At 73.6% G+C, this 25,124-nt stretch carries 22 protein-coding genes; 7 read left to right on the top strand and 15 right to left on the bottom strand.

All coding sequences use genetic code 11. The features are described from left to right. Positions 1 to 131: 131 nt before the first annotated feature. From ddaH to ACIOC1_RS09670, 4 genes are all read right to left on the bottom strand, one after another. Entirely contained in the window at positions 132 to 953 is an 822-nt protein-coding gene (ddaH, locus tag ACIOC1_RS09685; RefSeq protein ID WP_391043693.1) for a dimethylargininase, read from the bottom strand. Positions 954 to 1,410: 457 nt separating this feature from the next. Further along, positions 1,411 to 2,241, bottom strand: a complete 831-nt coding sequence (locus ACIOC1_RS09680) for a heme ABC transporter ATP-binding protein (RefSeq protein ID WP_355334538.1) — start codon at positions 2,239 to 2,241, stop codon at positions 1,411 to 1,413. Next, entirely contained in the window at positions 2,238 to 3,248 is a 1,011-nt protein-coding gene (locus ACIOC1_RS09675) for a FecCD family ABC transporter permease (RefSeq protein ID WP_401853063.1), read from the bottom strand. Before ACIOC1_RS09675 ends, ACIOC1_RS09680 begins: the two co-directional genes overlap by 4 nt. 254 nt (positions 3,249 to 3,502) lie before the next feature. Then, positions 3,503 to 4,537 carry an ABC transporter substrate-binding protein gene (locus ACIOC1_RS09670; protein ID WP_355334535.1) on the bottom strand — a complete coding sequence of 345 codons (1,035 nt, stop codon included), beginning with the start codon at positions 4,535 to 4,537 and terminating at the stop codon, positions 3,503 to 3,505. Between the two features lie 562 nt (positions 4,538 to 5,099). On the opposite strand from ACIOC1_RS09670, the gene ACIOC1_RS09665 reads away from it, so the two are divergent. Together ACIOC1_RS09665 and ACIOC1_RS09660 are read left to right on the top strand one after the other, a co-directional pair. Further along, on the top strand, positions 5,100 to 6,590 hold the full coding sequence (locus ACIOC1_RS09665) for an HtaA domain-containing protein (protein ID WP_401853060.1): 1,491 nt from the start codon (positions 5,100 to 5,102) through the stop codon (positions 6,588 to 6,590). Positions 6,591 to 6,798: 208 nt separating this feature from the next. After that, entirely contained in the window at positions 6,799 to 8,376 is a 1,578-nt protein-coding gene (locus ACIOC1_RS09660) for an HtaA domain-containing protein (RefSeq protein WP_401853058.1), read from the top strand. A 169-nt stretch (positions 8,377 to 8,545) separates the two neighbouring features. Here ACIOC1_RS09660 and ACIOC1_RS09655 read toward each other — a convergent pair whose 3' ends face one another. Then, on the bottom strand, positions 8,546 to 9,244 hold the full coding sequence (locus ACIOC1_RS09655; RefSeq protein WP_401853632.1) for a heme oxygenase (biliverdin-producing): 699 nt from the start codon (positions 9,242 to 9,244) through the stop codon (positions 8,546 to 8,548). A gap of 221 nt (positions 9,245 to 9,465) precedes the next feature. On the opposite strand from ACIOC1_RS09655, the gene ACIOC1_RS09650 reads away from it, so the two are divergent. Then, positions 9,466 to 10,206: a bifunctional DNA primase/polymerase gene (locus ACIOC1_RS09650; RefSeq protein WP_355334526.1), complete on the top strand. Its 741-nt coding sequence runs from the start codon at positions 9,466 to 9,468 to the stop codon at positions 10,204 to 10,206. Positions 10,207 to 10,271: 65 nt separating this feature from the next. Here ACIOC1_RS09650 and ACIOC1_RS09645 read toward each other — a convergent pair whose 3' ends face one another. Continuing rightward, positions 10,272 to 11,246: a hypothetical protein gene (locus ACIOC1_RS09645; RefSeq protein WP_401853055.1), complete on the bottom strand. Its 975-nt coding sequence runs from the start codon at positions 11,244 to 11,246 to the stop codon at positions 10,272 to 10,274. Further along, complete coding sequence (gene map / locus ACIOC1_RS09640) at positions 11,243 to 12,100, bottom strand: type I methionyl aminopeptidase (protein WP_355334521.1); 858 nt, start codon at positions 12,098 to 12,100, stop codon at positions 11,243 to 11,245. The genes ACIOC1_RS09645 and map overlap by 4 nt, the downstream gene beginning before the upstream one ends. Positions 12,101 to 12,181: 81 nt before the next feature. On the opposite strand from map, the gene ACIOC1_RS09635 reads away from it, so the two are divergent. Beyond that, positions 12,182 to 12,439: a hypothetical protein gene (locus ACIOC1_RS09635; protein WP_391160044.1), complete on the top strand. Its 258-nt coding sequence runs from the start codon at positions 12,182 to 12,184 to the stop codon at positions 12,437 to 12,439. 25 nt (positions 12,440 to 12,464) lie between these two features. Here the strand turns inward: ACIOC1_RS09635 and ACIOC1_RS09630 are convergent, their stop codons facing one another. Both ACIOC1_RS09630 and ACIOC1_RS09625 read right to left on the bottom strand, forming a co-directional pair. After that, on the bottom strand, positions 12,465 to 13,742 hold the full coding sequence (locus ACIOC1_RS09630) for an MFS transporter (RefSeq protein WP_401853052.1): 1,278 nt from the start codon (positions 13,740 to 13,742) through the stop codon (positions 12,465 to 12,467). A 254-nt stretch (positions 13,743 to 13,996) separates the two neighbouring features. Further along, the gene (locus tag ACIOC1_RS09625; RefSeq protein WP_401853050.1) at positions 13,997 to 14,599 is read right to left on the bottom strand and encodes a hypothetical protein; all 603 of its coding nucleotides are present in this window, start codon (positions 14,597 to 14,599) and stop codon (positions 13,997 to 13,999) included. Between the two features lie 82 nt (positions 14,600 to 14,681). On the opposite strand from ACIOC1_RS09625, the gene npdG reads away from it, so the two are divergent. Continuing rightward, positions 14,682 to 15,395: an NADPH-dependent F420 reductase gene (npdG, locus tag ACIOC1_RS09620; protein ID WP_355334512.1), complete on the top strand. Its 714-nt coding sequence runs from the start codon at positions 14,682 to 14,684 to the stop codon at positions 15,393 to 15,395. Positions 15,396 to 15,564: 169 nt separating this feature from the next. Beyond that, entirely contained in the window at positions 15,565 to 15,768 is a 204-nt protein-coding gene (locus ACIOC1_RS09615; protein WP_355334509.1) for a hypothetical protein, read from the top strand. A 2-nt stretch (positions 15,769 to 15,770) separates the two neighbouring features. Here the strand turns inward: ACIOC1_RS09615 and ACIOC1_RS09610 are convergent, their stop codons facing one another. Beyond that, positions 15,771 to 16,562, bottom strand: a complete 792-nt coding sequence (locus ACIOC1_RS09610; RefSeq protein ID WP_391160037.1) for a site-2 protease family protein — start codon at positions 16,560 to 16,562, stop codon at positions 15,771 to 15,773. Positions 16,563 to 16,904: 342 nt separating this feature from the next. Between ACIOC1_RS09610 and ACIOC1_RS09605 the strand changes: the two genes are divergently transcribed. Then, the gene (locus tag ACIOC1_RS09605) at positions 16,905 to 20,624 is read left to right on the top strand and encodes an AfsR/SARP family transcriptional regulator (RefSeq protein WP_401853047.1); all 3,720 of its coding nucleotides are present in this window, start codon (positions 16,905 to 16,907) and stop codon (positions 20,622 to 20,624) included. A 33-nt stretch (positions 20,625 to 20,657) separates the two neighbouring features. Here ACIOC1_RS09605 and ACIOC1_RS09600 read toward each other — a convergent pair whose 3' ends face one another. From ACIOC1_RS09600 to panB, 5 genes are all read right to left on the bottom strand, one after another. Then, positions 20,658 to 21,491 (bottom strand): ABC transporter permease, encoded by an 834-nt coding sequence (locus ACIOC1_RS09600; protein WP_188280623.1) that lies wholly within the window; start codon positions 21,489 to 21,491, stop codon positions 20,658 to 20,660. Then, complete coding sequence (locus tag ACIOC1_RS09595) at positions 21,488 to 22,540, bottom strand: ATP-binding cassette domain-containing protein (protein ID WP_355334499.1); 1,053 nt, start codon at positions 22,538 to 22,540, stop codon at positions 21,488 to 21,490. Before ACIOC1_RS09595 ends, ACIOC1_RS09600 begins: the two co-directional genes overlap by 4 nt. Positions 22,541 to 22,661: 121 nt before the next feature. After that, a complete protein-coding gene (locus tag ACIOC1_RS09590; RefSeq protein WP_355334496.1) occupies positions 22,662 to 23,339 on the bottom strand; it encodes a zf-HC2 domain-containing protein in 678 nt (225 codons plus the stop codon). Then, positions 23,336 to 23,962, bottom strand: coding sequence for a sigma-70 family RNA polymerase sigma factor (locus ACIOC1_RS09585; RefSeq protein ID WP_355334493.1), 627 nt, complete (start codon positions 23,960 to 23,962; stop codon positions 23,336 to 23,338). The genes ACIOC1_RS09590 and ACIOC1_RS09585 overlap by 4 nt, the downstream gene beginning before the upstream one ends. 219 nt (positions 23,963 to 24,181) lie before the next feature. Then, positions 24,182 to 25,105, bottom strand: coding sequence for a 3-methyl-2-oxobutanoate hydroxymethyltransferase (gene panB / locus ACIOC1_RS09580; RefSeq protein WP_355334490.1), 924 nt, complete (start codon positions 25,103 to 25,105; stop codon positions 24,182 to 24,184). Between the last annotated feature and the right edge of the window lie 19 nt (positions 25,106 to 25,124).

Here is a 25,124-nt window from a genome sequence, read left to right as displayed (position 1 = left end):
GCGGCGGCGCACGGCATGGGGCGGTCGGGACCGGGCGGTTCAGCTGGTCGGCGGCCGAGCCGCCACCACGCCGAGGCCCCCGGCCGGGAGGACCCGCGGCGTGGCGTGCGCGGGCTCGGGCCACGCGCCGGTCAGCCGACGGCCGGGCGCAGCTCCATCGTGCAGCACTTCACGCTGCCGCCGGCCTTGTGCAGCTCCGACATGTCCACCGGGACCGGCTCGAAGCCCCGGTCGCGCAACGGCCCGAGCAGGCCGGTGGCGGTACGCGGCAGCAGGACGTTGCGGCCGTCGCTGACCGCGTTGAGGCCGAGCGCGGCGGCATCCTGCGCCGTCGCCAGCAGCGCGTCGGGGAAGAGCCGGGCCAGCACGGCGCGGCTGCCGGGGGAGAAGGCGCCGGGGTAGTACATGATCTCGTCCCGCGCGTCGTCGAGCACGGCCAGCGCCGTGTCCAGGTGGTAGTAGCGCGGGTCGGTCAGCTCCAGGCCGATCACCGGACGGCCGAAGAACTCCTGCGCCTCCGAGTGCGACAGCGGGCTGCTCCGGAAGCCCTGGCCCGCCAGGATCCACGTCGCCGTGACCGCGAAGTCGCCCTCTGCCTCGTTGATGTGCACCGGCTCGCGCGGATCGGGAAAGCCGTTGCTCCTGAACCACGCCAGGTGCGCCGGGGCCTCGGCCTCGCGCTCGGGGTTCGCGAACCTCGCGCCCAGCACCTTCCCGTCCACGACGGTCGCGCCGTTCGCCGCGAACACCATGTCCGGCAGGTCCTCCACCGCGTCCAGCAGTTCCACGGTGTGGCCCAGCGCCCGGTACCTGTCGCGCAGGTCCTCCCACTGGAACAGGGCCAGTGCCGGGTCCACCGGCTTCGTCGGGTCCATCCACGGGTTGATCGAGTACGTCACTCGGAAGTGCGCCGGTGGACACATCAGGTACCGGCGGGGTGTCGCAGTGCGCAAAGAGGGCTCCTCGGGGGGTGGTGAAGGGCCGCCTCCGGCGGACGGTCGGCCCCCCGGAGTTCGTACGTACGCCCCGATTCTGCGCCTCCCGCTGGGGTCCCGCACCACCAAGTACCCCAAAGGGTTCCCCCCTTTCCCCCCGTACGGTTCCTTCGCGTCGGGCGGTGAGCCGATCCTTTTAGGGGCGCGGGGAACTGCGCGCTCAGCCATGACGCTCCTGCGGGTCACCACCGGCCCCGGCGGGGCGGTTCGGTTGTCACCGGACCACCGGCCCGGTGGGGGCTGGCCGCGCAGTTCCCCGCGCCCCTGACGGGGCACCGTCTCTCGTCCGGGCGGTGAGCCGATCCTTTAGGGGCGCGGGGAACTGCGCGACAAGCCACGACGCTCCCGCACGTCACCACCGGTCCCGGTGGGGCAGTTCGGTTGTCTCCGGACCACCGGGCCGGTGGGTGGGGGGTCAGCGGAGGGGGAGGATCAGGGGGGTGCCGCTGCGGGGGTGGGGGAGGACTTCGACGGGGTGGCGGTAGACGGCGGAGAGCCGTTCGGCGGTGAGCACCGCCGCAGGCGAACCGTTGGCGGTGACGCGGCCGGAGGACAGGACGGCGACACGGTCGGCATGGGCGGCGGCGAGACCGAGGTCGTGGAGGACGACGACGACCCCGCGCCCGAGAGCGGCCTGCTCGCGGCAGACGCGCAGGACGAGCTCCTGGTGGTGAAGGTCAAGGGCGGCGGTCGGCTCGTCGAGCAGCAGCAGCGGCGCGCGTTGGGCGAGCACCCGCGCGAGCGCGACGCGGGCCCGCTCGCCGCCCGAGAGCGCGGGATAGGCCCGCTCGGCGAAGCCCGTGACCTCGGTGGCGCGCATGGCCGCCGCCACGGCGGCCTCGTCCTCGTGGGCGAGGACGGTCCCGGCCCACGGCGCGCGCCCCATCCGTACGACCTCGTCGGCGGTGAAGGGGAAGGCGAGCGGCGAGGACTGCGGGAGGACGGCCCGGCGCAGGGCGAGCTGCCGGGCGGTCCAGCGGCCGAGGGGCGCGCCGCCGACCCGCACCTCACCGGAGTCGGCGGGCACGTCACCGGCCAGCGCCCCCAGCAGCGTGGACTTGCCCGCGCCGTTGGGCCCGACCAGGGCGAGCACTTCGCCCGCGTGGACGGCGACGCCGACCCCGTCGAGCACGGGGCGCCCGCCGAGCCGTACGACCAGGTCGTGGGCCTCGGCCAGGACGTCGCCGGGGGCGGGCGGCGGCGGGAGGGACGTACGAGCCCGGCGTCGTACCGCGAGCGGCCTCATGCCCAACCCCCCTGCCGGCCGCGGGTCCTGCGCAGCAGCCAGAAGAAGAAGGGGCTGCCGACGAGGGCGGTCAGCACGCCCAGCGGCAGCTCCGCGGGCGAGGCGAGCGTACGGGCGGCGAGGTCGGCGGCGACCAGGACGAGCGCGCCGCCGAGGGCGCTGCCCGGCACCAGGAAACGGTGTCCCGGCCCCGCGGCCATCCGCAGCAGATGCGGCACGACGAGCCCGACGAAGGCGACGATCCCCGCGACCGCGACGGCCGCCGCCGTCAGCAGCGCCACGATCAGGATCACCGCGATCCGCATCCGTTCGACGTCCACGCCGAGGTGCTTGGCCTGGCGTTCGCCGAGCGCCAGCAGGTCCAGGCGGCGGGAGAAGAACGGTGCCACGGCGAGACCCGCCAGCGCGCAGGGCAGCACCGCGAGCACCTTCGGCCAGCTCGCCTGGGCCAGCGAACCGAGCTGCCAGAAGGTGATCTGGGTGAGCTGCGAGTTGTCCGCGAAGAAGACGAACAGGCCGATGAGGGCGCCCGCGAAGGCGTTCACCGCGATGCCGGTGAGGACGAGGGTGACGACCTCCGTCCGGCCGCCCGACCGGGACAGGCCGTACACGACGAGGACGGTCAGCAGCCCGGCGACGAAGGCGCACACCGTCACCGACCAGGTGCCCGCGAAGGTCAGGCCGAGCGCGATCGACCCGACGGCGCCCACCGCGGCGCCGGACGAGATCCCGATCACCCCCGGCTCGGCCAGCGGATTCCCGAACACGCCCTGCATCAGCGCCCCCGCGCACCCCAGCGAGCCGCCGACCAGCAGCGCCAGCACGATGCGCGGCAGCCGTACGTCCCACAGCACCGACTCCGCCACCCGGTCCAGCCGGTGGCCCCCGAGGCCGCAGCGGTGCGCCACCGACGCCAGCACGTCCCCCGCCGGAATCCCGTACGCCCCGATCCCGGCCGACACGACGCTCAGCACGACCAGCCCCGCGGCCAGCACCCCGATCAACACGGTCGCCCGGCCACGCCGGTTGGCCTGACGGCCGGTCGGCCGCGGCCCGTCGTCCGCGATCCCCCCGGGCCCGCTCGCTTCCTTGGGCCCCGTTCGCGTAAGCGCCGCGTCATCGTGCGCCGGTACCGAGTCCTGGGCTCCTGGGCCGGCGTCCCGAGCGGGAGCCGCAGTCGTGGTCGGCCGGGTGTCGTCGTCCGTCCCGGCGGGCGCGGTGTGTTCCTCGTTCGGGGAGGCCGTGGTCGTCATGGGCCGGGTCACCGGGCCTTTTGGTGGATGCCGGTGGTGAGCCGGCGCAGGACGGAGTCGGTGCGGGGGCCGAAGTTGAGGAGGGTGCCGTCGTCGATGGCGACGACACGGTGGTCAAGACCGGCGGGCGTCTGGGCGACGCCCGGGACCTTTTCGAGGCCGCTGACCCCGCCGACGGAGTCGAGCCCCTTGGTCATGACGAGGATGACGTCGGGCGCGGCCTTCACCAGGGCCTCGCTGGTGATGGGGGTGAAGTCCTTGTCGAGGCCGGAGGCGGTCCCGGCGTCGACGCCGCCCGCCGCCGCGATGAGGGAGTCGGCGCCGGAGCCGCGCCCGCCGATCAGGTAGACCGACGCGGTGCCGCGCAGGTAGAGGAAGGCGACGCGCGGCTTGTCGGACGTGCTCGGAATCGTCGCGCGGACGGCGTCGATCCGTTGCGCCGTACGCGCGCGCAGCGTGTCACCCGCGGCCTTCACACCGAGCGCGGCGGCCACGGCGTCGATCCGCGGGCCCACATCGTCGAGCGAGGTCGCCGTCTTGACGACGACGAGCGGGACGCCCGCGTCGCGGATCTGGCGGATCGCCTCGGCCGGGCCCGTGGTGTCCTCGGCGAGGACGAGGGTGGGGTGCAGGGACAGGACGCCCTCGGCGGAGACGTCGTGGGCGCGGGTCACCACTGGCAGCTTCGCCGCCTGCGCGAAGGTCGCCGTGATGTCGCGCGCGACGACGTTCTTGCCGAGGCCCAGCGTGAAGACGATCTCGGACAGCCCGCCGGTGAGCGGCACGATCCGGTCGGCGGCGGTGACGGTGACCTTCCGGCCGTCCGCCGAGGTGACGGTGGCGGGCAGTACGGGCACGGGCGCCGCACCGGCCAGCGGTTCGATCCGGTCGGCGTCCGCTCCCGCGCTCGACGTCGCCCCCGTACCGCTCGCGGACGGCCCCGCCTTCCCCGCCGAGCCGCCGCACGCGGTGAGCGCGAGTGCCAGCAGCCCGCCGAGCAGCGAGAACGCCACGCCCCGCGCGGCGCACGCGTTCCGCCGCACGGAAGCGCGGCGCCGCGAGCGACCGCCCCCCGAGCCGCCGGCTTCCGGGGCGGCCCGGACGGCGGTCGGTGGTGAACCGGCGGGGGACGAAGGCGGGGTTGGTGACGCGGCGAGGTCCGGGGCGGCCCGGAGGCTGATCGGCTGTGAACGGGCAGGGGACGAACGCGGGGTTGGTGACGCGGCGAGGTCCGGGGCGGCCCGGACGGCGGTCGGCTGTGGACCGGCGGCCGGTGGACGGTTGGGTTCCGGCGCGGTGCGGTCGCCCAAGTCGGCCTGGGCATGCCCGCGTTGCGGAGTGTCGGCGTCCGGGGCGTCCAAGAAGCGCCCGGCCTGCGAGCCCGTCGTCGGGAAGCCCGCGGCATGCGGCTCGGCATCCGCTCGGTCGGGACGTCGTTCGGAACCTGTTCGCACTGCCAACCCGTCCCTTGCCGTGGTGCCGTCATGTCGTGATGCCGCTGTGCCCGCGCGCCAGCGCGTTCGGCGACGTCGCGGGAGGGTTCCCCGCCGGTCGGTGATTAGCTTAGGTTAGCCTTACCTGAGTTTGCCAGTCCTGGAGGGGTCCATGCCGTTGTTCCGTCATGCCCGCGTGCGCCGTACCGGCGGCCGGGCCGTCTCGCTCACGGCCGTGAGCACCGCGCTGCTCGGCGCGGTCGCGCTGACCGCGCTGACCGCGGTGCTGCCCGCGTCAAGGGCGGACGCCGCGACGAGCCGTACGGTCGCCGGGGGACGGCTGGACTGGGGAATCAAGGCGTCGTTCCAGAGCTATGTCACCGGGCCCATCGCGAAAGGCAGTTGGGCGATGACCGGCGGCGCGGGCACCTTCGGCAGCAACCAGTTCCGCTTCCCTTCGGCGCGGGGCTCGTACGATCCGGGCAGCGGCGCGCTGACCGCCGCCTTCGCGGGCGGCGTCCACTTCCTGGGGCACCGGCAGACCAGCGGCGCCTATCAACTCGACCTCACCATCAGCCGTCCCACCGTCAAGATCTCCGGCGGCCACGGCACGCTCTACGCCGACATGCGCAGCAAGGACAAGAACACCGGTCGGGTCACCACCACCGCCCAGGTGCCGCTCGCCTCGCTCGCCGTCGGCGGCGTCAACACCCGCGGGGTCACCGGGTCGCAGATCACCCTCAGCGGCATCCCGGCCACCCTCACCTCGCAGGGCGCCCGCGCCTTCGCGGGCTACTACACCACCGGCACCCCGCTGGACCCGGTCAGCCTCTCGGTCGACCTGCGCGCACCCGCCTCGCCGACCACCGCCCCGCCGCGGACCCCGACCGGCGGCGCGAGCGACAAGGCGTCGGGGAAGCCGACCGCCACTTCGACGGCCGTGCCCGGCACGGTCGTTGACGCCGCCGCCGACTGGGGCGTACGCCGTACCTTCCGCGAGTACGTGACCGGCGACATCGCCAAGGGCCGCTGGACGGTGGCCGACGGCGCGCGGGACGGCGGCGCCCTGTTCCGCTTCGGCGCGGGCCGCGGCACGTACGACGCCTCGCACCACTCGCTGGACGCCCGGTTCGGCGGGACGGTGCGCTTCGTCGGGATGAAGGCGGCGGACGGCACGTACGGGCTGGACCTGTCGATCAGCGCGGTCCGCGTCACGGTCACCGACGGCAAGGGCACGCTGTACGCGGACGGCGAGCCGTTCATCACCTTCGCCGCGCCCGCCGCGCTCGCGCCGAAGAACGGCCTGATCTCCCTGGCCGAGGTCCCGACCACGCTGACGGCGCAGGGCGCCAAGGCGTTCAACGGCCTCTACACCGCGGGTACTTCGATGGACCCGCTCACGCTCTCCGTCGCCCTCGACAAGGCGGCGGCCCTGCCCGCGCTGCCCGACATCGGCTCCGACCCCACGGCGTCCGCCACCCCGGCGGCGTCCCCGGCGCCGAGCACCGCACCCGCCGCGCCGCGCACCGAGTCCGCCGCGGACAGCTCGCACGACGGCGCGCCGGTCGGCCTGCTGGCCGGCGGTTCGGCCGCGGTCCTCGCCGCGGCGGCGGTCGTCTTCACCGTCGTACGGCGCAAACGCCGTACCGAAGACGGTGGCTGACGGCGCGTCACCCAGACGTCGGCTGACGGTGCGTCACCTCCCCCCGCACCTCGCACCACCCGCTCGAACCGCAGCACCGCAGGACGCGTACGGCCGCACGCAGCGTGCGGCCGCAGGGCCCGTACGCCCTCCGTACGGCCGCATGCCCGCACCGGGCACCACCGCACCGAGCACCACCTTCCGAGGAACACAAGGAGCACACCACCCCATGACCGCCCGCCTCAGCTCCCGCGCGCTCGCCCTGGCGATAGCCACCGCCACCGCGGGGGCGGCCACCGCCCTGCTGGTCCCGGCGTTCGCCGCCGCCGACTCGCCGTCGTCCCCGGCCGTACCGCTCACCGGCGGCACCTTCGACTGGGGCGTCAAGCAGTCGTTCCGCTCGTACGTGACCGGCCCCGCGGGGGGCACCATCACCACCGCGGACGGCGCGACCGCCAACTCCAACGGCACCTTCCACTTCACCAACGGCCAAGGCTCGTACGACACGTCGACGCACGGCGTGACCGTCGGCTTCGACGGCAGCGTCGAGTTCGCGTCCACGCTGCACGGCTTCGACATCAAGCTGGCCGACCTCAAGGTCGTCACCGTCGGCACCACGGGCAGGATCACCGCCGACGTGACCGCCGCGGGCAGCACGTCGAACGACGTGGAATTCGCCACGCTCGACCTGTCGAACGTCAGGCCCGGCGGCGGCGCGGGCGGCGCGATGACCTTCAACGGCATCCCGGCCACGCTGACCGCCGACGGGTCGAGCGCCTTCAACGGCATGTACCAGCCCGGTACGGCGCTGGACGCCGCGGACCTGTCCGTCACTCCGGGCGCCGCCCCGACGACCACGCCGCCCACCACCCCGCCGACCACCGCCCCCACCACGCCGCCGACCACCGCACCGACCACCAACCCGCCGACCACCAACCCGCCGACCGGCGAGCCCACCGGTGAGCCCACGGGCGAGCCGACCGCCACGCCCACCACGACCGCGCCCGGCGGGCCCGCCGCCGTCGTGGACGGCAACCTCGACTGGGGCGTCAAGCAGTCCTTCCGCTCCTACGTCACAGGACCGATCGCCGACGGCAAGGTGGAGCTCACCGACGGCGCCACCGGCACCGCCTCCGGCTACCGCTTCCCCAAGGGCGCCGGCACCTACGACGCCGACACCAAGACCCTCAACGCCTCCTTCTCCGGCGGCGTCCGCTTCCTCGGCCACCTCCAGCAGGGCACGTACGCGCTCGACCTGAAGTTCGGCAACTTCACGGTGGCCACCAAGGGCGCCACCGGCACCCTCACCGCCGACGTGTCGGCCAAGGACATGGCCTCGGGCAAGGTCACCGACTACAAGGGCATCGCCGTGGCCACCCTGAGCGGTGTCGCGCCGACCGCCGACGGCGACGTCGTCACGGTCTCCGGCGCCTCCGCCGTGCTCACCGAGGACGGCGCGAAGGCGTTCAGCGGCTTCTACAAGGCGGGCGACGCGCTCGACCCGGTGACGGTCGCCGTCTCGCTGGACGACAGCGCCACCCTGCCGACCGGTTCGCCGAGCCCGTCGGCCGGTTCGTCGGGCGGTTCCTCCGACGGCGGTACGACCGGCGGCTCCACCAGCGGCGGTACGACCGGCGGTTCCGGCAGCACGGTCGGCGGCACCGGCAACGACTTCACCACCGACGGCGAGCTGGCCTCCACCGGCTCCGGCACCCCGTCCGCCGCGCTGCTCGCCGCCGCGGGCGCCCTGCTGGTGACCGGCGCCGCCGCGACCGTCACCGTGGCCCGCCGCCGCAACACCGTCTGACGCAACACCGTCTGACGCAACACCGTCCGACGCGAAGACGCCTGACGCAACCCCGTCCGACGCGGCACCGTCCGCCGCGAAGACCTCAGGCACAGCCGAAAGCCGGGCGGCCCACCGTGAGTTCAGGTGGGCCGCCCGGCTTCGCGGGGGTCGTACGGACAGCGCGCCCTCACGCGGAGAGCGGGAAGGCGTCCCCCAGCTCTCGGAAGACCGCGATGTTCAGCGCGAAGGCGGTCCTGCACTCCTCGACCACCCGCTGCTTCTCCAGGTCGTCGACCGCGAGGCCGTCCAGCAGTTCGCGGTACTCGCGCTTGAAGGCGGCCGGGTTGTCGATGTCCTCGAAGACGTAGAAGCGGACACCGTCGCCCTTGCGGGCGAAGCCCCAGGTCTTCTCCGCGACACCGCGGACGACCTGGCCGCCGGAGAGGTCGCCGAGGTAGCGGGTGTAGTGGTGCGCGACATAACCGGCGGGCCACTCGCGGGCGACCTCGGCCACCCGGGCCGCGTACCGGGCGGTGGCGGGCAGCGCGGTCGCGCGTTCCTTCCAGCCCTCGCCGAGCAGGTGGTCGAGGTCCTGTTCGAGGGAGGCGACGCGCAGCAGCTCGGTGCGGGTGAAGGGCGCGGCCACCGAGTCGTCGGCCAGCAGGTGCGCGCCCTCCTCCAGCGCCCGGTACACGAACCAGAGCTGCTCGGTGTAGCGCGCGTACGCGTCCACGCCGAGCCGCCCGCCGAGCAGGTCGTCCATGAAGGTCGAGTCGTGCGCCTCCTGGTGCTGGGCCCGGGTCGCGGCGCGGATCACGGCGGAGAAGGGGGATGCGGCGGACGGTGCGTCCGGAGTGGCCGACGTGTCCGAAGTGGCCGACGGAATCGACGTGGTCAAAGGAACCTCCTGGTCAAGGCTGTGCGCCGACCTCGATCCTCCCAACTTAGGCTTACCTAAGTCAATAGGTTGCCGACATGATGTCGGAAACGGCCGCCACGGGAACACTTCCACCCCGGGTGGGTGTTCATTCCTGGCAAGAGGGAGGATGTGCTCCACCGTCCGCGTACCGTGGTCCGCGGGACGGGAGTGGCGAGGAAAGGAGCCCGATGGCAGGCAAGAGCAGGGTGTCCGACTGGTTGCGCCGCCGTACGGAGAGCGCTTCGGGCAACAGCCGGGCGGCCAGGGCGGCAGCCGCCGCTGCCGCCGACGACCTGCGCCGTGACGAGCTGATCCAGGCGGCCGTCGCCGCCTCGTATCCCGTCGCACCGGCCGTGCACCCCGAGGGCTTCGGCTGTTCGTGCGACCGGATCGGCTGTCACATCCCCGGTGTGCACCCCGTCTCGCAGGCGTGGCAGACCCAGGCGAGCACCGACCCGCAGCGGGTCGCCCAGTGGCTCAGCGGCCAGCCGCTCGCCAACTTCATCACCGCCACCGGGCTCAACCACGACGTCCTCGACGTCCCCGCGGAAGCGGGCCGCGTCGCGCTGGAACGGCTGACCGCCGACGGCGCCACCATCGGCCCGGTCGCCCTCCAGGGCGAGGACCGGATGCTGTTCTTCACCGCCACCCGCGGCACCCCCGCCGACGAGGACGAGTGGTGGCCCTGCGCCCTCGACTGCAACCCGGAGACCGCCGACGAGCACCCCGGCATCCGCTGGCACTGCCGCGGCAGCTATGTGCTGCTGCCCCCGGCCCGGCTGCCGTCCGGCGGCACGGTCGTCTGGCTCCCCGACCTCGGCCCCGACCTCCCGCTGCCCGACCCGCTCCCCGTCCTCGACATCCTCACCGACGCCTGCGCCCAGTTCGCCTACGAACCCGAGCCGGAACCGGTCGCCCGCACGCGCTGAGCCCGTCCCCGCGGAGCCCGTTCCCGCTGAGTCCCGTCCCCGCAGAGCCCGTCCCCGCTGAGTCCCTACGCGCCCGTCGCCGAGACCAGGCCCGCCAGGCGGCTGAGGACGGTCGTTTTCGCGTCCGGTCCCGCGCTGCGGGCGGGGACCGTGGCGGCCTGCTGTGACATGCGGGAGAGGGTGACGGAGGTGCGGGGGGTGCCGGTCATCAGGGCCTTGGTGTCCTGGTCGATGCTGAGCTGGTAGCCCTCGCGGTACGTGGCGCGGGTCTGATGGCGACTGGCGAACAGCACGAGCGCGCCGCCGGACCTGGTACGCAGCGCGACCGGGGTGAAGTCGCCGCCGTCGGCGGGCTGATCGGCGTACTGCGTCACGGAGTTGGCCGTACGCCGGTTCTTGTCGCGCCCGGCCAGCAGCTCGGAGGTCGCCGGACCGTCGGCGAACGCCGGTGCGGCGGGAGCCTGTTGGAGATACGAGGTGTACGCCGTGCTCAACCGGCCCGGCTGCACGAGCAGATCGGTGCCCGCGGCCGGCAACGCCTCGACCAGACCGTCCTTGTCGGTGGCGAGGGCGGGCAGCGCGTCCGGTGCCATGACGGCAAGGAAGGACGCCTTCCACGGGTCGCCCGCGGTGAACCGGCGGAAGACCAGCAGCCACCGCGAGTCGCCGCCGCGGTTGGTCGCGGTGTCCGCCACGAAGAACTTCGGCCAGCCGCGCTGCCTCGGCACCAGGAAGCGTGAGTCGGAGAAGGCCAGCGGCGTGAACGACGCGTTGCCCTCGGGGTGGTTGGCGTGCTTGGCCCGCACCCCCGCCTCGTCGATGGCGCCCAGCGCGCCCGACTCGATCTCGGCGACCAGCGACTCGTCGTACGCCTTCGTCGCCGCGTTGTTGACCTTCGCGAAATTCGCCAGCACCTCGGCCGCCTCCGCGGGCCGCACCGACGCGATGTCCGCGCGCTCACCGTGCACGGTGACACAACCGGCCAACGGCACCGCCAGCGCGGTCGCCGCCGCCGCCAGACACAGGCTCCGACGGTTCATGGCAGGGTCAGCACCTCCGCGCCGTCCGCCGTGACCACCAGCGTGTGCTCGAACTGGGCGGTGCGCTTGCGGTCCTTGGTGACCACGGTCCAGCCGTCGTCCCACATGTCGTACTCGTGCGTGCCCAGCGTCAGCATCGGCTCGATGGTGAACGTCATGCCGGGCCGCATCACCGTCGTCGCCCGCGGGTCGTCGTAGTGCGGGATGATCAGCCCCGAGTGGAACGCGGTGTGGATGCCGTGCCCGGTGAAGTCCCGCACCACGCCGTACCCGAAGCGCTTCGCGTACGACTCGATGACCCGGCCGATCACATTGATCTGCCGCCCGGGACGTACCGCCTTGATCGCCCGGTCGAGCGACTCCCGTGTGCGCTCCACCAGCAGCCGCGACTCCTCGGCGACGTCGCCCACGAAGTACGTGGCGTTGCAGTCCCCGTGCACCCCGTGGATGAACGCGGTCACGTCCAGGTTCACGATGTCGCCGTCGCGCAGCACCGTCGAGTCCGGGATGCCGTGGCAGATCACCTCGTTCACCGACGTGCACAGCGACTTGGGGAAGCCGCGGTAACCCAGGTCAGAGGGGTACGCCTGATGGTCCACCATGTACGCGTGCGCGATCCGGTCCAGCTCGTCGGTCGTCACCCCCGGGGCGATGGCCTTCGCGGCCTCCTCCATCGCGCGCGCCGCGATCCGCGAGGCGGTCCGCATCTTCTCGACCGTCTCCGCGTCCTGCACCTCGGGCCCGGTGTACGGCGCCGGCCCCGGCCTGCCCACGTACTCGGGGCGCGGGATCGAGGCCGGCACGTGCCGGGTGGGGGAGAGCTTGCCGGGAACGAGCAGCGACTGACCAGACATGCCGACGAGTGTATCCGCGCCCGATCGGGGAACATGGCCGCAGGCGGCCACCCGCGGCACCCCCGACCACAGGAGACGATCATGGCGCTGTTCAGGGCGAAGAAGCCGGCCGGAAAGCCCGGCGAATGGTTCTACTGCATCGAGCACCACAAGGTCGAGGAGGGGCCCGAATGCCCCGCCAAGGACCGCTTCGGCCCTTACTCCACCCGCGAGGAGGCGCAGCGGGCGATGGACACCGCCGCCGAGCGCAATCTCCAGTGGGACACCGACCCGAAGTGGCACGACACCGCCGACGGTGACGGCCAGGACGCCGGGAACGACAGGCCGGGGGCCTCCTGACGGAGCAGTCGGGCGGGGCCGGTCGTCAGGACGCGGTCGCGGGTGCCGTTTCCGTACCGCTTTCCGTGCCGCTCTCCGTCCCGCTCTTCGTCTCCGCCGCCGCCGGGTGCTGCCGCGCGTCGTACGACATCAGCTTCGGGAGAGCGGCGGCCAGGGCGACGACCGCCGCCGCGCACGCGACACCGCCGGTCCAGACGGAGGTACGGGCGGTGGTGAGGGCGGCCACGCCGCCGCTGCGGAGCTGACCGAGCTGCGGGCCGACCGAGTACGACAGCAGCTCGATCCCCGCCAGGCGTCCGCGCAGCTCGTCGGGGATCGTCTGATTCCACATCGTGGAGCGGCCGACGCCGCTGATCATGTCGCAGCCGCCCGCCGCCGCCAGGCACAGCAGTACGAGCCAGATCCGGCCCGTCCAGCCCGCCGCGGCCATGGCCAGGCCCCAGCCCACGGCCGCGTACACGACCATCCGGCCGTGCCGGTGGATCCGGGTGGTCCAGCCGCTGGTCAGGCTGACCGCGAGGGAGCCGACCGACCCGGCCGCGTACATCAGGCCGAGCGACCACGGCGCGTGCAGGTCGTCCGCGAGGAACGGGAAGATCGCCGCCGGGTACGCGAAGAACATCGCCGCCAGGTCGATCGCGTACGTGCCGAGGAGTTCCTTGCGGCTCCACGCGTAGCGCGCGCCCTCCGCGATCGAGCGCAGCGAGGGCGGTTTCGCGTCGTGCGCGGCCGGTGAACGGCTCAGCCCCAGGCCGAGCGCGACGGAGAGCGCGAAGGTCGCCGCGTCGGCCGCGTACGCCCACGAAAGGCCCGCGTACGCGATCACCAGGCCCGCGACGGACGGGCCCGCGATGGCCCCGACCTGCCAGCGCAGCGCGTTGAGCGCCGCAGCGGCGGCGAGTTGGTCGCGCCGGACGATCCTGGGCACGATCGCGTCCAGGGCGGGCCGCTGGAGTCCCGTCAGCGCGCTCGACAGCGCCGCCACCACGTACAGCGGCCACACCACCGGGTGCGGCACCACCGTGTTGACCAGCAGCCCCAACGCCAGCAGGCCCTGCGCCGCCTCGGTCGCGTTGATCAGCAGCTTCCGGTCCATCGCGTCCGCGAGCGCCCCGCCGTACAGCCCGAACACGATCAGCGGCACCAGCTCCACCGCGCCGATCGCTCCCACCGCGACGGCCGAGCCCGTCAGCTCCTTGATCTGCACCGGCAGGGCCACGAACGTCAGGAAGCTTCCGAACGTCGTGATGGCTCCCGCCAGCCACATTCTCCGGAAGTCCGCCGAGGTGCGCCACGGCGTCATGTCGGGGAGCAACGCCCTCTTCCGCTTCCGCGGGGGTGGGGGGTCATCGGTCACGGTCACTGTCACGTAGGGCGATGCTCCCCGGCCCGGCCTCCCCCCGCAAAGCCTTTTTCCCCCGCCCGACCCGCCCCCACTGGGCCGGTGGCCCGGCGACAACCGCTCTGCCCCGCCGGGGCGGGTGGTGTCGTGCGGGAGCGCGGGCCGCCCCCACCGGCCGGTGGTGAGGTGCGGGAGGGCTTGTGAACGGGGTGGGGTTACCAGCGGGGGGGTGGGGTGGAGAGGTGGTCGGCCAGGCGGGAGAGGGGGTCGCGGAAAGGGGGGCGGCGAGGGGCCGTGGCCTCACCCGCAGCGGAGCTGACAAGGTGCTGGAGGACGTCGAGGGAGAGCGCGGGCGCGTCGGGGGAGGGCAGGCTCAGGACGTCGTGGGCGACGCCGTCGAAAGACTGACTCTCCGCGGAAGCGGACAGGGCGAGGACGGTGGCGCCGGAGCGCCTGGCGTCGTGGACGCGTTCGAGGATGCCCGCCCCCGGCCGGTCGGGGGCGACGAGCAGCACGGTCTCGCCGCGCCCGGCGGCGGCCAGCCGCCGCAGACCGACGGCGAGATGCGGCGGCGCGCCCGGCGGCACGCGGAACCGCAGGAGCGTGGGGGAGAGTTCGGGCACCCCGCTCCAGGCGGCCTCGTCGTCGAGGTGCGCGGCGAGATGCCACGGCTCGTACGCGTCGGTGCCGACGAGCAACAGCGGTCCCGGCCCGCGCTGGACCGCGGTTCTGAGCGTCCCGCCGAAGGCCCGGGCGGCGCGCGGCCACTCCGTTCCGGCGAGCACTTCGCGCAGCAGCGCGACCCGTACGGCGTCCATGGCACGGCATCCTTCCGCCCCCGGAGTGATCCGCGCCACCGAACGCCGTCGAACACCGCCCGCACCTGGCAGGATCGCCGGTATGACTACCCCTGAGGACGTGAAGACCCCGGCCAAGGCACCGGCCAAGGACCCCTGGGAGCTGCCCGACGTGTCGGGCCTGGTGGTGGGAGTGCTCGGCGGCACCGGTGACCAGGGCCGCGGGCTCGCCTACCGGCTGGCCAGGTCGGGCCAGAAGGTCGTCATCGGCTCCCGCAACGCCGAGCGCGCGCAGACCGCCGCCGCCGAACTCGGCCTCGGCGTCGAGGGCGCGGACAACGCGGAGTGCGCCCGCCGCAGCGACATCGTGATCGTCGCGGTGCCGTGGGACGGCCACGCCAAGACCCTGGAGTCACTGCGCGAGGAACTGGCGGGCAAGCTCGTCGTGGACTGCGTCAACCCGCTCGGTTTCGACAAGCAGGGCGCGTACGCCCTCAAGCCCGACGAGGGCAGCGCCGCCCAGCAGGCCGCCGCCCTGCTCCCGGACTCGCGGGTCACCGCCGCCTTCCACCACCTGTCGGCGGTGCTGCTCCAGGACCCGGAGATCGCGGAGATCGACACCGATGTGATGGTCCTCGGCGAGGCCCGCGCCGACACCGACATCGTCCAGGCGCTCGCCGCCCGTATCCCCGGCATGCGCGGTGTCTTCGCGGGCCGGCTGCGCAACGCCCACCAGGTCGAGTCGCTGGTCGCCAACCTCATCTCGGTCAACCGCCGTTACAAGGCCCACGCGGGCCTGCGCCTCACCGACGTCTGAGCCGCATCGAGCCGTAGCCGCGCCGCATCCGAGCCGTAGCCGAGCCGGCCACACGGGCCGGCCACGCGAGCCGTACGTCCGAGACGTACGAGCCCGTCCCGAGCGGTCCGGGGCATGGGGGACAATGGCGGACGACCGTACGCGTCCGCCCGGACAGGAGCCGCACCCCATGCCCCGCCTCGCCCTCTACGCCCTCATCGCGTGCCTGCTCGCCGTCGCCGCCGCGGTGGTGTCCTTCGCGCACGGCAGCTTCCTGGGCATCGTGTGGGTGCTGCTCGCCGGGCTGACCAGCAACATGTGCTGGTACTACTTCCGCAAGGCGAAGATGGACGCCGCCGCTGCCGCCGACGCGACGGGCCAGCCGCAGAGCTGACGTCACTTCCGCCAGAACTGGAACAGCGTGTAGCCGTAGTCCACGTAGTCGCGCGGCACGTGCAGCCAGCCCATCACGGTGTCGATGGCGTGGAAGAACTTCACGTTCACCGCCGGAATCCACAGCACACCGAAGACCGCCAGCAGGCCGAACTGTGAGAAGGGCTCGAACTGGCGGCGGGCGGCGGGCGAGAGCCACGGCTCGATGATGCCGTAGCCGTCCAGGCCCGGGACCGGCAGCAGGTTCAGGATCGCGGCGGTCACCTGGAGCATCGCCAGGAAGGCGAGCGCGCACAGGAACTCGGTCGGCCAGGAGTCCAGCGCGCCGAGCGCGAACGGCAGCATCAGCAGCACCGCGAAGGCGACGTTGACCAGCGGGCCCGCCGCCGAGATGAGGCTGTGCCGCCAGCGCCCCTGGATGCGGCCGCGCTCGATGAAGACGGCCCCGCCGGGCAGGCCGATGCCGCCCAGGATCACGAAGACCACCGGCAGCACGATGGACAGCAGCGCGTGCGTGTACTTCAGCGGGTTGAGGGTCAGATAGCCCTTCGCGCCGATGGAGATGTCACCGCTGTGCAGGGCGCTGCGGGCGTGCGCGTATTCGTGCAGACATAGGGAGACGACCCAGCCGGACACGACGAACAGGAAGACCGCGAAGCCGTGGTCGGAGGCGAACTGGCTCCACACCGCCCAGCCGGACACGGCCATCACCGCGACGATGGCGAGGAAGACCGGGCTGATCCTCCGGTCGCTGTCGCCGCGACGGTCGGCCCTGCGGATCGATGTGACGCTCATGGACGGGCTCCTGGCGTGGGCGGTGGGGCGCTGAGGCTACGGGAGGTCGTGCGCGGGCCCGGCGGCCCGACGGTGGGGGACCGACGGTGGTGGGGACGGACGCGGCCTGAGGCAGCCGCCCGATCATGCCATCCGGGACGGAAACGACACAGGCCGTGCCCGGGAAACGTCCGGCGGCGTGACCAGGTTCCAACGCCGCGTCACCCCGGGCCACCGCTGTACGGAGGCGCGCGAGCGGACGCCACGCCTCCGCCCCCGCGTGGACCGTACGCCCTCGCCGCCGCGGGCGGACCGGGGCCGACCGGGGCGCGGTGACCGTGCGGGCTCCGTAACAATGGGGCCGTGCGATACGCGATTCTCGGCACCACCCAGGCTCTGCGCGACGACGGCACGCCCGCCGCACTGGCGGGCGGTCGGCTGCGCGCGCTGCTGACGGCGCTCGCACTGCGGCCCGGCCGGGTGATCGGCGCGGACGCGCTCATCGACGAGGTGTGGGACGGCGACCCGCCCGCCGGGGCGACCGGCGCGCTGCAAGCGCTGATCGGTCGGCTGCGCCGGGCCATCGGCCATGACGCGGTCGGCTCGGTCGACGGCGGCTACCGGCTGGAGGCGGTGCCCGAGGACGTGGATCTCTACCGGTTCGAGCGGCTGGCCGACGAGGGGGCGCGGGCGCTGGCCGACGGCGACCCGGTCAAGGCCGCCGGGCTGCTCGGCGACGCGCTCGCGCTGTGGCGCGGGGCCGCGCTCGCGGACCTGCCCGACCGGGGCACGGCCGCCGTCCGCAGCGAGGCGCTGCGCCGGGACGCCCAGCGGCAGCGGCTCACCGCGGAACTGGCCCTCGGCAGGGCAGGTCCGATCCTCCCCGAGCTGGCGGAGCTGGCCGCCGCGCACCCCCTGGACGAGCCGCTGCGCGCCCTCCACATCCGCGCCCTGCGCGCCGCGGGCCGTACCGCCGACGCCCTGGCCGCGTACGAGGCGGTCCGCCGTGATCTCGCCGACCAGCTCGGCGCCGACCCCAGCCCCGAACTGCGCGCCCTGCACGCGGAACTGCTGAACCCCCCGCCGCTGCCGGGTGACCGTCCGGTCGGGACTCCGCCCGGCCCGGGCGGTTCCGCGGCCGGAAGGGCGCAGAGCCGGGCCCGCGGCACCCGAACGCCCACCCCCGGATCCGACACCCGCGGCCCGACCGCGGCCCCCGGCCCACGCCCGGCCGATCACGGACAGGTCGGCCAGGACCACCGGACCGGACCCGCTTCGGGCGGAGACGGGCAGGGCGGCCCGGCCGAGTACGGCCCCGGCGGGGCCGTCATGGGCGCCGCCGCGGGCGAGGCGGCTGACGGCGGTGCGTTCGGGCGTCGGGGCGCGGCCGTTGCGGGCGGGGCCCGGCCCGTACCGGGGAACGCCCGCGCGCGGCTGACCAGCTTCGTCGGCCGCGAGGCCGACCTGGCCGCGGTGCGCGGCGACCTGTCGCGCGCCCGGCTCGTCACGCTCACCGGACCCGGCGGCACGGGCAAGACGCGGCTGTCGCAGGAGGCCGGTGACCTGGTGGCGCCGCGCTGGAAGGACGGCGTCTGGTACGTCGAACTGGCGCCGGTCAGCGATCCGCGGACGGTGCCCGAGGCGGTGATCAGCTCGCTGGGGCTGCGCGAGACGCTGCTGCACTCCGGCAGTGCCACCGAGGCCGCGCTGTCCGTCGAGACCAAGACCAAGGACCCGGCCCGGCAGCTCACCGACTACTGCGCGAGCCGCGAGCTGCTGCTGGTGCTGGACAACTGCGAGCACGTGATCGGCGCCGCCGCGACCCTGACCGAACAGCTCCTCGCGCACTGCCCGGGCGTCTCGGTGCTCGCCACCAGCCGCGAACCCCTGGGCGTGCCGGGCGAGTTGGTACGGCCGCTGGACCCGCTGCCGGATCCGACGGCGCTGCGGCTGCTCGCCGACCGGGGCGCGGCGGCCAGGCCCGGCTTCTCGGTGGACGAGGATCCGGTGGCCTGCGCCGAGCTGTGCCGCCGCCTGGACGGGCTGCCGCTGGCCATCGAGCTGGCCGCGGCCCGGCTGCGCAGTCTCTCGCCGCGCCAGCTCGCCGACCGCCTCGACGACCGCTTCCGCCTCCTGACCGGCGGCAGCCGTACGCTGCTGCCCCGCCAGCAGACGCTGCGCGCCGTCGTGGACTGGAGCTGGGACCTGCTGGACCCGGCCGAACGCGTCCTGCTCCGCCGCCTGGCCGTCTTCCGCGGCGGCTGGACCCTGGAGGCCGTCGAGGCGATCTGCCCGGACCCCGAAGGGGCCGGCCCCGCGGAAGCCGGCCCGGCGAAAGCGGCGGACGGCGCCCGCGAGGGCGTCCGCATCGACGCCGTCGACGCCGCGGCGCTGCTCGCCTCCCTGGTCGACAAGTCCCTCGTGCTGGCCGACCTCACCGACGACGGCGTACGCCACCGGATGCTGGAGACGATCTCGGAGTACGCGACCGAGCGCCTGGAGGAGTCCGGCGAGCGCGCGGCCGTCGAGCGGCGGCACCTCACGTACTTCAGGGAGTACGTGCGCACCGCCGACCCGATGCTGCGCGGCGCGGGGCGCGGTCAGCACCGGGGCGCGGGCGAGGAGGGCGTGGGCCAACTCGTATGGCTGGAACGGCTGGAGCGCGAGCACGAGAATCTGCGGGCCGCGCTGCGCCGGGCGGTGGAGACCGGCGACGAGCAGGACGCGCTGCTGCTGGTGCTGAGCTGCTGCTGGTTCTGGGAGGTCCGCAACTACCAGTCGGAGCGCCGCCATTGGCCCGCGGCGGTGGCCGCGATGGGTCCCGACCCGTTCGAGACGCCGCCCGCCCTCGAACCGCTGGACCGCGGTCCGCTGGACGATCCGCCGCCGCTGGAGGGCGAGCGGCTGCTGGAGGCCAGGCGCTGGGTGCGGATCGAGGACATGGCGTCCATGCAGGGCGAGACCGACTGGTGGGAGCACCCGAAGCTGGCCCGTATCGGCCGCGCGCTGATAGAGACCTACCCGCCGCATCTGCCGCAGTCCGCCCGCTTCCCCGGCATCCTGCGGCCCTACGGCGCCTTCTTCTCCGGCGACTTCTCCCGGCTCGGCCCGCTGATGGACGAGACCGTGGAGAGCTGCCGCGTCCACGGGCGGCAGTGGGAGCTGGCCTTCGCGCTGCAACTGCGCGCGAAGATCAACAACGACATCAGTGAACGGCTCGCCGACGCGCTGGCCGACATCGCGGAGAGCCGCGGGCTCTTCCAGCGGCTCGGTGACGAGTGGGGCACCGCGGAGACGCTGTCCGCCGAGGCGGAGGCGGCCTCCAACGGCGGTGAGTGGGCGCGCGCCGCGCAATGCTGCCGCGAGGGCATCGCGCTGGCCCGCAAGATCGGCTCCCACCAGCACGTACCGGTGCTCACCGTCCGGATGGGCGAGGCGCTGTTCCACTCGGGCGAGGAGGACGAGGGCGAGCGGCTGCTGCGCGAGGGGGTCGCGGACGCCGACAAGTACGCGGCGGCCAGCGAGGGCGCGGGCTTCTTCGGCCGGGTGCTGCTCGCCCAGGTGCTCAGCCGCCGCGGCAGGTTCGACGAGGCGCTGGAGCTGATCGACGACGCCCTCGACGCGACGGTCCGCCACGCCAACGGTGTGCCCGGCTTCATCAAGGGGCTGCTGCACGCCATGCGCGGCTCCCTGATCGGCCGGGCCGGCGACCCGGAGACCGGGCTGCGGCTGATCGACGACGGTGTCGCGGAGCTCAGCCGCCACCCGCTGGCCACCGTCATCACCCCGCGGCTGGCGATCATGCTCTCGCCCGGGGTGGTGGATCTGCTGACGATGCTCGCCACCGCCGACGGCGCCGACCAGGAGCGCGCGCTGCGCAGGGCGCGCCGCGCGGTGGCGCTGCTCAACGCCAACGGCCGCCTGCGGCCGTCCGTGATGGCCCCGGCCGAGCGGCAGGACATGGAGCAGGCGGAGGGCCGGCTGCGGGAGTTGCTCACCGACGCCGGGTACGAGGCCGCGCACGCGGAGAGCGACGGCCTCACCCTGGAGGAGGCCGTCGCTCTCATGCGTGACGTGGACTGACGCGAACCGGTGCCGGGCGGCCCGGCGGCCGGGTCAGGTCTTCTTGCGGAAGCGCGCCACCGCCAGCGGCATCGTCACCGCGGTGATGCCGACCGACCAGGCCAGCGTGATCAGCACCGGGTGGGTGACCGAGCCGCCGTTGATCAGCCCGCGGGCCGCGTCGGCCAGGTTGGAGAGCGGGTTGACCTTGGTGAAGCCCTCCAGCCAGCCGGGCATGGTGGTCGGCGGCGCGAAGATCGAGCTGCCGAACTGAAGGGGCATCAGCACCAGCATGGCGACGCCCTGGACCGCCTGGGGCGTCTTCATGGCCAGGCCCAGCAGGATGAAGATCCACATCAGGGAGGCGCCGAACACCGCCGACAGGGCGATGGCCCCGAACAGGTGCAGGACATCGGTGTGGATGGACAGGCCGAGCGCGAAGCCCATGCCCAGCAGGATCGCGATGGCGATCATCATCCGGCCCATCTCGACGACGATCTTCGCGATGAGCACCGAGGACCGCGCGATCGGCATCGTGCGGAAGCGGTCCATGACCCCCTTGCGGAAGTCGTCGTTGACCCCGCTGCCGACGGCCATGGAGATGTTCATGCCCATCATGGCCATCAGGCCGGGGATCACGTAGTTCACGTACTCCTGCTGGTTGCCCTTGCCCGCCACCGCGCCGCCGAAGACGTACACGAACAGCAGGGTGAAGATGACGGGCATCAGGACCGCGTCGAACATCGACTCCGGGTCCTGCTTGATCTGGAGCATGTTGCGGCGCGCGAGCGCGCCGATGTGCCGGAGGTTGGCCCGCAGGCCGATCCGTCCCTCGCCGGTGGCCGCTGCCTTCGCGGGCGCGGTGACCGTCGCCGTAGCCGCGCTCATGCCGCGACCTCCACTTCGTTCTTGTCGTCGATCCGGGTGTCCTCGTCCGGCCGGGCGTCGGGCTGGCCCGCGCCGTCGTCGGACTTCTTGCCGGTGATGGCGAGGAAGACCTCGTCCAGGCTGGGCAGGTGGGTGCCGATGTGCGCGATGGAGAAACCGCGGGTGCCCAGCAGGCCGACCACGGCGGTCAGTTGCTCGTCGCTGAGGATCGGCACGCTCACCACGCCGTCCTCGCGGTCGGCGGTGGCGCCCGCCACCCCGTCGAGACCGGCGCCGGAGATGGCCTCGGCCATCGCCGCCACCATCGAGGGCTCGCTCGGCCGGATCACCAGGGTGCGCCCGCCGACCTTCGCCTTCAGCTCCTCCACCCGGCCGTTGGCGATCACCCGGCCGCGGTCGATGACCGTCAGCTCGTTGGCGAGCTGCTCGGCCTCCTCCATGTACTGGGTGGTGAGCAGGACGGTCGCGCCCTCGGAGACCATCCGCTGGACCTCGGCCCACACCTCGTTGCGGGTGCGGGGGTCCAGGCCGGTGGTCGGCTCGTCCAGGTAGAGCACCGCCGGGTTGCCGATCATGCTGGCCGCCAGGTCGAGGCGGCGGCGCATGCCGCCCGAGTACTCCTGGGCCGGGCGCTTGGCGGCCTCGGTGAGCGAGAAGCGCTCCAGCAGCTCGTTGGCGCGGGCCTTGGCGTCCTTGCCGGACAGGTCGAGCAGCCGCCCGATCATGTACAGGTTCTCCCGGCCGGACAGCTTCTCGTCCACCGAGGCGTACTGGCCGGTCAGGCCGATCACCCGGCGGAGCTGCCGGGGCTGCTTGAGCACGTCGTATCCGGCGACCCACGCCGAGCCCGCGTCGGGCTGGACCAGCGTGGACAGCACGCGCACCAGGGTGGTCTTGCCCGCTCCGTTCGGGCCGAGCACGCCGAGTACGGTGCCCTGGCGGACATCGAGGTCCACCCCGTCGAGGGCCTTGGTCTCACCGTAGTGCTTGACCAGACCCCGTACCTCTACGGCGGAGTGCCCGCCGCCGTCAGTCAGTCGCTTCGTCATGCCGACAACAATGGCGGGCGCCGCTGACACCGCGCCGACATCGCGCCGACAGCCGGGGACCGACCGTATCGGTGGCGTGTCAGCGACCTGTCAGCGACCGGTCACCGATCGGTCGGTAACGCTAGAGCGGCACGCTGACCAGCAGTGTTCCGTCCGCCGCCCGGATCTCGAAGCGGCTGATCGAGTCCTTGTGCAGTCCTGCGGCGCCGTGCACGGTCAGCGGTCGCGGCTGGGCGTCCGTGCCGTAACCGGTCTCCGGCACCGCCCAGGTGGCCACCGTCTGGCCGTTGCCGTCCAGCGCGACCGCGACCAGGCGGCACGTCTGCGGGCCGCGTACGCCCGTCAGCCGCAGGTCCACCACGCTGCCCCAGCCCTTGTCCGCGATGCCGACGGTCGCCCTGACGCCGGTCTCCGGGTTGGTCGCGGAGCGCTGGTCGGACGCGAAGGCCCCGGCGGCCGGGCGCCCGCCGCCGTCGTCGGTGGCCAGCACCGCGACCAGCGGTCCGCCGACCACCAGCACCGCCACGGCGGCCACCGCGGCCAGCCGCCGCCGCTTGCGCGCCCCGCGCTCGCGCGCCACCTGGTCCAGCAGCCGCCCGAGCATCGCGTCACCGCCGGGCGGGTGCGCGAAGGCGACGCCGTCCTCGCGCATCTCGTGGAGCACCGGCAGCAGCCCGCTCAGCTCGTCCAGCTCCCGGCCGCAGCTCTCGCACTCGGCCAGGTGCTCCTCGAAGCGGGTCATCTCCGCTTCGTCCAGCGCCCCGAGCAGATAGGCGCCCACATCGACGTGCGGTGTCATGAAGTGGTCACCCCTCTCTCCTCCAGCGCGTTCCGCAGGGCCCGCAGCGCGTAGAACACCCGCGACCGTACGGTGCCCTGCGGCAGTCCCAGTTCGTCCGCCGCCTCGTTGACCGTACGGCCGCGGAAGTATGTCTCGACCAGCACCTCGCGGTGCGCGTCCGACAGGTCCCGCAGGGCGTCGGAGATGGTCATCAGCCGCAGCGACCGTTCCAGCTCGTCCCTGGCGGGGAGCAGGTCGAGTGCGGCGGGCGAGGTCTCCGGCGGCCGGGAGCCGCGGCTGCGGTGGCCGTCGATCACGATCCGCCGGGCCACCGTCACCAGCCAGGGCCGCAGTGAACGGGCCGCCGGGTCGAGCTTGGCCGCGCTCTTCCAGGCCCGCAGCAGCGTCTCCTGCACGACGTCCTCGGCCAGGAACCGGTCGCCCGCGACGAGCCGCAGCACATAGGCGTAGAGCGCGCCTGCGTGCTCGCGGTACAGCGCCCGCATCAGCTCCTCCTCCGGAGCCGACACCGGCGGTTCCGGCGGTTCCGGCGGCCCGGGGGCGCCGGGAGGTGGTCCGTCCACGGCGGCATCCTGCCGTACCCGCTGCCGTGGGTCGAGTTCGCCCGTGCCGGGACCCATGCCGACCTCCTCCCGTTCCGCGCCGCTCCCCTCCCCGTATACGGACGCCGGGCCCGGATGACTCATGCCGTTCCGGACAAAACCGTTCCGGACGGGAACGCGGGCAGGAACGCGGGCAGGAACGCGGACAGGTTTTCGGACGGGAACGAGAAGGGCGGCGCACCCGGGAGAACCGGGGCGCCGCCCTGCGCTGACGGGCGCGGGATCAGGGGAAGGGGATCAGTGGAAGGTGTGCTCCTCGGCGGGGAAGGCGCCGCCCACGACGTCCTCGGCGAAGGACTTGGCGGCGTCGCCGAGCACGCGGCGCAGATCGGCGTACTGCTTGGTGAAGCGCGGCACCTTGCCGCCGGTGAGCCCGGCCATGTCGGTCCAGACCAGCACCTGGGCGTCGGTGTCGGGGCCCGCCCCGATGCCGATGGTGGGGATCTGGAGCGAGCGGGTGACCTCGGCCGCCACCTCGGCGGGGACGAGTTCGAGGACGACGGCGAAGGCGCCGGCCTCCTGCGCGGCCTTGGCGTCCTGGACGAGCCGGTGGGCGGCCTCGTCGCCGCGGCCCTGCACGCGGTAGCCCATGGTGTTCACGGACTGCGGGGTCAGGCCCAGGTGCGCCATGACCGGGATACCGGCCCGGACGATCGCCTCGGTCTGGGCCAGGGAGCGCTCGCCGCCCTCCAGCTTGACCGCGCCGACCCCGGCCTCCTTGATCAGCCGGGTGGCGCTGCGCAGGGCCTGCACGGGACCTTCCTGGTACGCGCCGAAGGTCAGGTCGCCGACGATCAGCGCGCGGCTGGTGCCGCGTACGACGGCGGAGGCCAGGATCGTCATCTCGTCCATGGTGACCGGGACGGTGGTCTCGTAGCCGAGGTGACAGTTGCCCATCGAGTCGCCGACCAGCATGACTGGGATACCGGCCTCGTCGAAGACCGACGCGGTCATCGCGTCGTAGGCGGTGAGCATGGGCCACTTCTCGCCGCGCTCCTTGGCCAGGGCCAGGTCGCGGACGGTGATACGACGGGTGCCGGTGCCCCCGTAGAGCGCCTTGGGGTGGTCGGCGGGCTGGGCGCCGGGCGTGCCGGTCGCGGTCGTGCCCTGGCCGGCCTGGGAGTCACGGCCCTGCGCGCGGGCAGCCGAAAGCTGCGTCATGGTGACGGCTCCTTCAGTC

The organism is Streptomyces sp. NPDC088197, from assembly GCF_044741185.1.
Classification (GTDB): Bacteria; Actinomycetota; Actinomycetes; order Streptomycetales; family Streptomycetaceae; genus Actinacidiphila.
The sequence above is the reverse complement of the archived record's forward strand: the minus strand, read 5'-3'. Positions and strand labels throughout refer to the sequence as shown.

Coding starts and splice junctions, on each gene's coding strand:
- ACIOC1_RS09680 (WP_355334538.1), bottom strand. CDS start 2,241: ATGAGGCCGCTCGCGGTACGACGCCGGGCTCGTACGTCCCTCCCGCCG.
- ACIOC1_RS09665 (WP_401853060.1), top strand. CDS start 5,100: ATGCCGTTGTTCCGTCATGCCCGCGTGCGCCGTACCGGCGGCCGGGCC.
- ACIOC1_RS09660 (WP_401853058.1), top strand. CDS start 6,799: ATGACCGCCCGCCTCAGCTCCCGCGCGCTCGCCCTGGCGATAGCCACC.
- ACIOC1_RS09650 (WP_355334526.1), top strand. CDS start 9,466: ATGGCAGGCAAGAGCAGGGTGTCCGACTGGTTGCGCCGCCGTACGGAG.
- ACIOC1_RS09645 (WP_401853055.1), bottom strand. CDS start 11,246: ATGAACCGTCGGAGCCTGTGTCTGGCGGCGGCGGCGACCGCGCTGGCG.
- map (WP_355334521.1), bottom strand. CDS start 12,100: ATGTCTGGTCAGTCGCTGCTCGTTCCCGGCAAGCTCTCCCCCACCCGG.
- ACIOC1_RS09635 (WP_391160044.1), top strand. CDS start 12,182: ATGGCGCTGTTCAGGGCGAAGAAGCCGGCCGGAAAGCCCGGCGAATGG.
- ACIOC1_RS09630 (WP_401853052.1), bottom strand. CDS start 13,742: ATGACGCCGTGGCGCACCTCGGCGGACTTCCGGAGAATGTGGCTGGCG.
- ACIOC1_RS09625 (WP_401853050.1), bottom strand. CDS start 14,599: ATGGACGCCGTACGGGTCGCGCTGCTGCGCGAAGTGCTCGCCGGAACG.
- npdG (WP_355334512.1), top strand. CDS start 14,682: ATGACTACCCCTGAGGACGTGAAGACCCCGGCCAAGGCACCGGCCAAG.
- ACIOC1_RS09615 (WP_355334509.1), top strand. CDS start 15,565: ATGCCCCGCCTCGCCCTCTACGCCCTCATCGCGTGCCTGCTCGCCGTC.
- ACIOC1_RS09610 (WP_391160037.1), bottom strand. CDS start 16,562: ATGAGCGTCACATCGATCCGCAGGGCCGACCGTCGCGGCGACAGCGAC.
- ACIOC1_RS09600 (WP_188280623.1), bottom strand. CDS start 21,491: ATGAGCGCGGCTACGGCGACGGTCACCGCGCCCGCGAAGGCAGCGGCC.
- ACIOC1_RS09595 (WP_355334499.1), bottom strand. CDS start 22,540: ATGACGAAGCGACTGACTGACGGCGGCGGGCACTCCGCCGTAGAGGTA.
- ACIOC1_RS09590 (WP_355334496.1), bottom strand. CDS start 23,339: ATGACACCGCACGTCGATGTGGGCGCCTATCTGCTCGGGGCGCTGGAC.
- ACIOC1_RS09585 (WP_355334493.1), bottom strand. CDS start 23,962: ATGGGTCCCGGCACGGGCGAACTCGACCCACGGCAGCGGGTACGGCAG.
- panB (WP_355334490.1), bottom strand. CDS start 25,105: ATGACGCAGCTTTCGGCTGCCCGCGCGCAGGGCCGTGACTCCCAGGCC.